This is a genomic window from Pseudomonas sp. WS 5532, from assembly GCF_012985445.1.
GTDB classification, from domain to species: Bacteria; Pseudomonadota; Gammaproteobacteria; order Pseudomonadales; family Pseudomonadaceae; genus Aquipseudomonas; species Aquipseudomonas edaphica.
The window spans coordinates 40,567-48,795 of sequence record NZ_JAAQWK010000033.1 but is presented as its reverse complement, the minus strand read 5'-3'; the positions used below and the strand labels follow the sequence as shown (position 1 = coordinate 48,795).

General features: G+C 60.6%; 6 protein-coding genes. 2 read left to right on the top strand and 4 right to left on the bottom strand.

Annotation, left to right across the window (positions count from 1 at the left end):
* Positions 1-993: 993 nt before the first annotated feature.
* On the bottom strand, positions 994-2,142 hold the full coding sequence (locus HBO23_RS31900; protein ID WP_017134566.1) for an aldose epimerase family protein: 1,149 nt from the start codon (positions 2,140-2,142) through the stop codon (positions 994-996).
* Between the two features lie 138 nt (positions 2,143-2,280).
* On the opposite strand from HBO23_RS31900, the gene HBO23_RS31895 reads away from it, so the two are divergent.
* On the top strand, positions 2,281-3,048 hold the full coding sequence (locus tag HBO23_RS31895) for an SDR family oxidoreductase (protein WP_099549152.1): 768 nt from the start codon (positions 2,281-2,283) through the stop codon (positions 3,046-3,048).
* Positions 3,049-3,053: 5 nt separating this feature from the next.
* Here HBO23_RS31895 and HBO23_RS31890 read toward each other — a convergent pair whose 3' ends face one another.
* The 3 genes from HBO23_RS31890 to HBO23_RS31880 all read right to left on the bottom strand — a co-directional run bounded on the left by HBO23_RS31890 (position 3,054) and on the right by HBO23_RS31880 (position 4,773).
* Complete coding sequence (locus HBO23_RS31890; RefSeq protein WP_017134568.1) at positions 3,054-3,656, bottom strand: glutathione S-transferase family protein; 603 nt, start codon at positions 3,654-3,656, stop codon at positions 3,054-3,056.
* A 29-nt stretch (positions 3,657-3,685) separates the two neighbouring features.
* Positions 3,686-4,219, bottom strand: a complete 534-nt coding sequence (gene mug / locus HBO23_RS31885; protein WP_170040812.1) for a G/U mismatch-specific DNA glycosylase — start codon at positions 4,217-4,219, stop codon at positions 3,686-3,688.
* A gap of 83 nt (positions 4,220-4,302) precedes the next feature.
* Positions 4,303-4,773: a MarR family transcriptional regulator gene (locus HBO23_RS31880; RefSeq protein WP_186354821.1), complete on the bottom strand. Its 471-nt coding sequence runs from the start codon at positions 4,771-4,773 to the stop codon at positions 4,303-4,305.
* A gap of 275 nt (positions 4,774-5,048) precedes the next feature.
* On the opposite strand from HBO23_RS31880, the gene HBO23_RS31875 reads away from it, so the two are divergent.
* Positions 5,049-8,228 (top strand): efflux RND transporter permease subunit, encoded by a 3,180-nt coding sequence (locus tag HBO23_RS31875; protein ID WP_170040811.1) that lies wholly within the window; start codon positions 5,049-5,051, stop codon positions 8,226-8,228.
* Position 8,229: the final 1 nt, after the last annotated feature.

The window sequence follows — 8,229 nt, the reverse complement described above, 5'->3', positions numbered from 1 at the left end:
ACTCTTGTTTTAGGCTCATGGCGTCTCTCGTGTTCCAGGGCATGATGGCCTCCCGGCGAAGCTGGCTTCGCCGAGAAGTGTCCACCATGTCCCCGCACACCCGTCAACCATGTGTCCGGTCCGTACACAAGGACGCAAAAGTAACCAAAAGGTCCTCGCCCCACCACTCGGCACCTCGCTTAGGCTCGGTGTGCCCTCACTCCGGCTTGAATCCGTGGGCCGCCGCGATGGGCCATCCTTGGCCCAGCGCGGCTAACCCGGCGTCCTGCCGGGTTACCCACGGATTCAAGCCTGCGTTCGGCCATCGTGGTTAACGGGGCGCCTCAGATCAAAAGCAAGATCAAGATCTACAGCACGGCGGCCTGAAAGCCGACCTGAGTGGTTAGATCAAAAGCGAAAAGCGGATTTGCATACACCGAAGATCTGCTTTTCTGTGGGAGCTGGCTTGCCTGCGATGCAGACACCTTTGTACATCAGGCACACCGAGTTGATGCTATCGCAGGCAAGCCAGCTCCCACAGTTGACCGAGTATGGCTCTGCTGTTGCTGTTGCTGTTGCTGTTGCTCCGGCTCTTACATCCTTTTCGATGACGAAGTCAGCGGTCTTTTGATCTGCGCTTTTGATCTTGATCTGAAATCGCCCCGTTAAACACGATGGCCGCAATTCGACAGGGATTTGGGGGGTAAACCGGCAGGGATGCCGGTTTAGCCGCGCTGGGCCAAGGATGGCCCATCGCGGCGGCCCCCCAAATCACTGTCGGATTGCGGGCATGCCGAGCCACAGCGAGGCACCGAGTGTTGGGGCGAGGACTTTTTGGTTACTTTTGCGTCCTTGCAAAAGTGACCCGCTGTAAGAGCGGAACCATAGGCGGCCGTTACCTAAATAACGGATATGTACTCAGCAATCCTGAGTCAACCCCAGACCTAAAACCGCCCCGGTATCCCCCCGGTCACAAGGAAAACGGCGGCGTCCACACCCCGGTTGCACCAACACTCAGTCGGCAGAAAACTTGAGCACAGTGTTCTGGCTATAAGTCTGCCCAGGATTCAACCGAGTCGAAGCAAACTTGGGCTGATTCGGCGCATCAGGAAAATGCTGGGTTTCGAGGGTAAAAGCACTCCAGTGCTGATACGTCTTGCCCGCTTTGCCCTTCACCGTGCCATCGAGGAAGTTGCTGGTGTAGAACTGCACCCCAGGCTCGCTGGTGTAGAGCTTCAAACGCCGGCCAGACGCAGGGTCGTGTACTTCGGCGGCGAGTTGCTTGATATCGCCCTGGGTGTCGAGCGCCCAGTTGAAGTCAAACCCGCCTTGTTTCGGCTCGGCAAATTTAAGCTGCGGATGCTCGTCCTTGATGTGCTGGCCGATCGGCGTGGGTTTGAGAAAGTCCATCGGCGTGCCCTTGACCGGTGCCAGCTCGCCGGTCGGAATCAGGGTGGCATTCACCGGTGTGTAATGGCTGGCATGCAAGGTCGCGACCTGCTTGAGAATGTCGCCATTGCCCGCGCCCGCCAGGTTGAAATAGCTGTGGTTGGTGAGGTTGAGCACGGTGGGTTTGTCGGTGCTGGCTTTGTAGTCGATATGCAGTTCGTTGTTATCGTTGAGGCTGTAGGTGACCTCGGTTTTAAGGTTGCCAGGGAAGCCCATTTCACCGTCCTTGGACAGGTAGCTGAGCTTGACGCCGACCGAGTCCTTGCCCTTGACGGGTTCGGCTTGCCAAACGTGCTTGTCAAACCCCTGGGCGCCGCCGTGCAGCGAATTTGGCCCGTCGTTGAGCGGCACCTGATAGCGCTTGCCATCAAGCTCAAACGCACCGCCCGCCAGGCGGTTGCCGAAGCGCCCGATGGTCGCGCCAAAAAAGGCCGTGCCGCTCTGATAGCCCTGCACGTCATCAAAACCCAGTACCACGTCATCGACCTTGCCGTTTTTATCCGGCACGTGCAGTGACTGCAACACGCCGCCGTAGGTGATCACCGTGGCTTGCATGCCGTGGCTGTTGCGCAAGATGTACTGTTCGACGGCGGTGCCGTCATTGGTTTTACCGAAGGGTTTGTGTTCGCTGGTGAGGCCCGCAGCCTGGGCGCCGCCGCTGGCAATCAGCAGGGACAAGGCGAGGCCGGAAAGCAGGTGACGAGGGTGCTTCATGGTCGAACTTCCTTTTGTTGTTTTCAGTGGAATAGTTCTACTAATGTGCGATATTTTGTCGTTGCAGCAGCAGATTTATAGCCTTTTACGGCCTATTTGCAAAATAAAATAAGACTAATTAAGTGAGGCAACCTTTATATGACCACTCAGCAGGCTGTTTACCCCGACCTTGAGGGTAAGACCGTTCTGGTTTCCGGTGGTGCCTCAGGCATCGGCGAATTCCTGGTGCGCGCGTTCGCCGCGCAGGGCGCCAGGGTGGGTTTTGTGGACCGGGCGCAAAGCCAGGGTGAGCGGCTGGCCGCGCTGCTGCATTCCCAGGGCTACAAGGTTGAGTTCGTGTGTTGCGACATCACCGATGAAATCGCCTATAAAGCGGCGATCGAACGCTTTGAGCACTCGTTGGGGCCGATCACCGTACTGGTCAATAACGCGGCCAACGATGTGCGTCACACCCTGGAAGAAGTCGATTCGGCGATGTTCGACAGGCTGATCGCGGTCAACCTCAAGCACGCGTTCTTTGCTGCCAAGGCCGTGGTGCCGATGATGAAACGCGCTGGTGGCGGGGCGATCATCAACCTGGGCTCGGTGGGGTGGATGATGGCGTCTGCTGGCTACCCGGTGTACGCCGCCAGCAAGGCGGCGGCCCATGGCATGACCCGCGCCCTGGCACGTGAGCTGGGGCCGAACCATATTCGCGTGAATACCCTGGTGCCCGGTTGGGTCATGACCGAAAAACAATTGGCAATGTGGGTCGATGATGCGGCCAAGGAGCTGATCAGCCGCAGCCAGTGCCTGCCCGGCAGCGTACTGCCGGAACACATCGCCAATATGGCGTTGTTTCTCGCCTCCGATGCCTCGGCGATGTGTTCGGCGCAGAACTTTATTGTGGATGGCGGCTGGGTCTAGGCCTGCTACTCGATGGGGTAGCGCTTGAACGCCGGGTGCTGTTCCAGTTGGTCGGCGTGACGTTGCAGGTTAGGGAATGCCTTGGGGTCGAGCACCGACGGCAGTTTGAGTTGGGTGAACGACCACGCGACTGCCGCGGTCAGCGCCGCCTGGGTCAGTGGCGCGTCGGTGGTTTGGGCAAGGTGCTTTTCCAGCAGCGAATAGGCGGCCAACAGTTGACCGGTCACGCGGTCTATCCACGGTTCATGGCGTTTTTCTGCCGGGCGCAGATTGTCCTCATAGACGATCTGCACTGTTTTCTCGCAGGCCGCCAGGGCCAGCCCGAGCAGGTGCAGTTCGTGGGCGCGGGCGCCCGGCGCTTGTGCCAGCAGCTTCTTGTCGGTGGGGGCCTGGGCTTCGAAATAATCCAGGATCAGGCTGGAGTCCATCAGCAAGGTGCCGTCGTCCAGCACCAGGGTCGGCGCCTTGACCACCGGGTTGATCGCGTGGAACTGCTCGAAGGTGCTGAACACCGACACCGACTGATGTTCAAACGCCACGCCGTACAGGTCCAGGGAAATTGCCACGCGGCGTACGTAAGGCGAGTCCAGCATGCCTATCAGTTTCATGAAGCCTCCGTTGCTTTCAGGTGATGGGATCAGGAGATTAAGGGCACATGATTGTCCTGCGCAATGGCCTTTCGCAGTTGCTGATAGGCATCCACTAACTGCTCCAGGTTGAACGCCAAATTGCGCCCGCTGGGGTTGGGCAACACCCATACCGCTGCGCCGCCCAACAACAGCGGCTGCAACCCCCAGGCAACCTCGCGTTGGCCGGACACGGCGCTATAACCGACCTTGCCCAGAAAGGCCACGAAGCGTGGCTGCAAGCGGCGGATTTTTTGCTCAAACGCAACCGCCGCGTCGTTGAATTCATGCCGCGCCAATTCCCCCGCACTCGCCGTCGGACGCTCCACCAGTGTGGTCAGGCCGCAGTGGTAGTCGAGCAAGGTGCGCCCCTCTTCGGGGTGAATTTCATGGGGCGTGAAGCCGGCCAGGTGCAACGTGCGCCAGAAGCGGTTGCTGCGGTTGGCGAAGTGCAGGCCCAAGGCGGCGGAGCCTTTGCCGGGGTTGATGCCGCAGAACACCACGTTCAAGTGCTCGGTGAGGATGTCTTCGAGTCTGTCGCTCATGTCGGGTCTACCTGCAAATGCATCAGCAACCATTGGGTAAAGCTGCGCGCCAGTGGTGCATTTTCACTGTCACGGTGGGTCGCTTAGGCGTCCTTGGCCAACAAGGTGCGGGCAAATTCGTCGGAGGCGATAAAGTCCAGGGTCTGGCGCAGTTGCGCCGCCGCTTCACGGCCGAATGCCTGATCGAAGCGTTCGGCCATTTGCGTGGAAATACGCTTGGCCGCCAAGTGGGTGCGCTTGCCTTGTTCGGTCAGCAGCACGCGCCGGGTACGCCGGTCGAGTTCGTCCACGCGCAGCTCCACCAGGCCGTCACGTACCAGCGGTTTGAGCGTGTGGCCGAGCGCGGACAAATCCATCACCAGGGTTTGTGCCAGCTCGCCCATTTTCGGCGTGCCGGCCTTGGCGATGCGGTTGAGCAGCGCGTATTGCGTGGCTTTGAGCCCGCAGGGCGCGAACGCTTCGTCATAGATCTGGCCCAGGCGGCGCGAGGTGCGGCGCACGGCACCGTTGACGCAGGCGCTGGGGCTCTCGGAGCAAGGCGGGGCAGATTTCAAGGGCAGATACTCTCTGATACAAAACACGACGCGGCTGATTATGCCTGCGCGACCTGTCAGGACAAGGCCTTTCGGACCGAACTGACGTTCCAGATGAAGACTGAGACAGCTTGAAACAAATTAGTTGCGTATGCCACTAAGTTCGATATCGTGGCATATGCCTCTTTGTGACCTGGATGTCGTTACAAAATCCCCAGGAAGTGCATGGGGCGAGGCGGGAAAACGGCATGGCGAAGCCTGCTTGACCGACCAATCTCCTGTCTGGATCACCTCCTATGCTCAACCTCGTGCGCATCGCCTTGCTGCGCCCCTATACCTTTTTGGTATTGGCCATTTTCATCCTGATTGTCGGACCGCTGGCGGCCTGGCGCACGCCGACGGACATCTTCCCGGAAATCCGCATTCCGGTGATTGCGGTGATCTGGCAGTACACCGGTTTGCCGCCGGACCAGATGGCCGGGCGCATCACCTCGCCGTTCGAGCGGGTGCTGACCACCACCGTGAACGACATTCGCCATATCGAAGCGCAGTCGATGAACGGCTACGGGATTGTGAAGATCTTCTTCCAGCCCGGCGTCAACATCAGTACCGCCAACGCCCAGGTGACGTCGGTGTCCCAGGCGATCCTGCGGCAATTGCCGCCCAGCACCGTGCCGCCGCTGGTGCTCAACTACAGCGCCTCCACCGTGCCGATTGTGCAGCTTGCACTCTCTGGGCCGGGGCTGAGCGAACAGCGCCTGGGTGATATCGGCCTGAACCAGGTGCGCCTGATGCTCACCAGCGTGCCCGGCGCAGCACTGCCATACCCGTTTGGCGGCAAGAGCCGGCAAGTGCAGATCGACCTCGATTCGGCGCGCATGCAAGCCCGTGGCCTGTCGGCACAGGACGTCGCCACTGCCCTGGCCACGCAGAACCTGATCACCCCGGTAGGCACCCAGAAGATCGGCAGCTACGAATTCAACCTGCAACTGAACAACTCACCGTCGGACTTCCATGACCTGGAAAACCTGCCGATCAAGACCGCCGACGGCACCACCGTGCTGATCCGTGACGTGGCCACCGTGCGCGACGGCAACCCGCCGCAAACCAACATCGTGCATGTGAACGGCAACCGCTCGGTGCTGCTGCCGGTGCTCAAGACCGGTTCGGCGTCGACCTTGGGCGTGATCGCCGGGATCAAGGAAAAGCTTGCCGACAACAAGGCTGCGTTGCCGCCCAACTTGAATATCGATTTGATCGGCGACCAGTCGCTGTTCGTGCGTTCGGCCATCAGCGGCGTGGCCCGTGAAGGCTTGATCGCGGCGGCGCTGACCAGCCTGATGATTTTGCTGTTCCTCGGCAGTTGGCGTTCGACGGTGATCATTGCCACCTCGATTCCATTGGCGATCCTGGCCTCGATTGCCACGCTTTCGGCGCTGGGCGAAACCCTGAATATCATGACCCTCGGCGGCCTGGCGCTGGCCGTGGGCATCCTGGTGGACGATGCCACGGTAACCATCGAGAACATCAACTGGCACCTGGAGCAGGGCAAACCGGTGCAGACGGCGATCCTCGACGGGGCGGCGCAGATCGTGACGCCGGCGTTTGTCTCGCTGCTGTGTATCTGCATCGTGTTTGTGCCGATGTTCTTCCTTGATGGTGTGGCGCGCTTCCTGTTCGTGCCGATGGCCGAAGCGGTGATCTTTGCCATGATCGCCTCGTTCCTGCTGTCGCGGACCCTGGTGCCGACATTGGCCAACTACCTGCTCAAGCCGCATCTACACGGCGACGACGGGCACGCACCGTCGCGCAACCCGCTGGTGAAGTTCCAGCGCGGTTTCGAGAAGCGTTTTGAAGCCTTTCGCGAGCGTTACCACAGCGTGTTGCACAGCGCCTTGCACCATCGTCGCGCGGTGGTGATTGGCCTGCTGGCGTTTGTCGCCGTGTCGTTTGCACTGGTGCCGTTCCTGGGCCGCAACTTCTTCCCCGAGGTCGATTCCGGGCTGATCCTGTTGCACGTCCGCGCTCCGGTGGGCACACGGGTGGAGAGTAATGCGCACCTGATCGCCGACATCGAAAACGCGATTCGGCGCAAAGTCCCGGCCCAGGAGCTCAAAGCCTTGGTCGACAACATCGGCCTGTCCATCAGCGGTATCAACGTGGTGTACAACAACACCGGCACCGTGGGTTCCCAGGACGCCGATATCCAGATCAGCCTGAACGAGGGCCATCGCCCGACGGCCGAGTACATGCGCCAATTGCGCGAAACCCTGCCACGGGAATTCCCGAGCGCGGTGTTCTCGTTCCCGGCCTCGGACATTGTCGGGCAGATCCTCAACTTCGGGTCTTCGGCACCGATCGATCTGCAAATCACCGGCAATAACCTGGCGGGCAACTTCACCTATGCCAGCGCGTTGCTGCGTGATATTCGCCGGGTGCCGGGGGTGGTGGATGCGCGCATCCAGCAGTCGCGGCAATTGCCGACGTTCAATATCGACGTGGACCGCACCCGTGCGCAGTTGGTCGGCCTCACCGAGCGTGATGTGACCAACAGCCTTGTGGTCAACCTTGCCGGCTCCAGCCAGGTGGCGCCGACGTTCTGGTTGAACCCGGCCAACGGCATTTCCTACCCGATCGTGATGCAAACCCCGCAATACAACCTGGAAAGCCTGGCCGCACTGCACAACTTGCCGCTGAGCGGCAGCAATGGCGCGGCCACCGACCAGACCTTGGGCGGCCTGGCGAATATCCAGCGCAGCCACAGCAGTTCGGTGTTCAGCCAGTCGGATATCCAGCCGGTGGTTGAGGTGCTGACGGCGATTCAGGACCGCGATTTGGGTGGCGTCGCCGCCGATATCCAGAAAATCATCGCGGCCCACGCCGGTGAAGTGCCGACCGGCTCCAAGGTGATTTTGCAGGGCCAGGTGCAGACCATGAACGCGGCCTTCAGTGGCTTGCTGTTCGGCCTGTTGGGCGCGGTGGTGCTGATCTACCTGCTGATCGTGGTCAACTTCCAGTCCTGGGCCGACCCGTTTGTGATCATCACCGCGTTGCCGGCGGCACTGGCGGGCATTGTGTGGATGCTGTTTGTCACCCATACGCCGCTATCGGTGCCCGCCTTGACGGGGGCGATCATGTGTATGGGCGTGGCCACCGCCAACGCCATCCTGGTGGTGAGCTTCTGCCGTGAGCGCCTGGCTGTGCATGGCGATGCCGTGCAGGCCGCGCTGGAAGCCGGTTTCACGCGGCTGCGGCCGGTGTTGATGACCGCCATCTCGATGATTATCGGCATGGCGCCCATGGCTTTGGGCCTGGGCGAGGGCGGCGAGCAGAACGCGCCGCTCGGCCGTGCGGTGATCGGCGGGCTGGCGTTTGCCACCATCGCCACGTTGATTCTGGTGCCATTGATTTTCAGTCTGGTCCACGGGCGTCGACAACACGCCACGCTGGCGACTACCGTTTCCCAAGGGGTTTGAC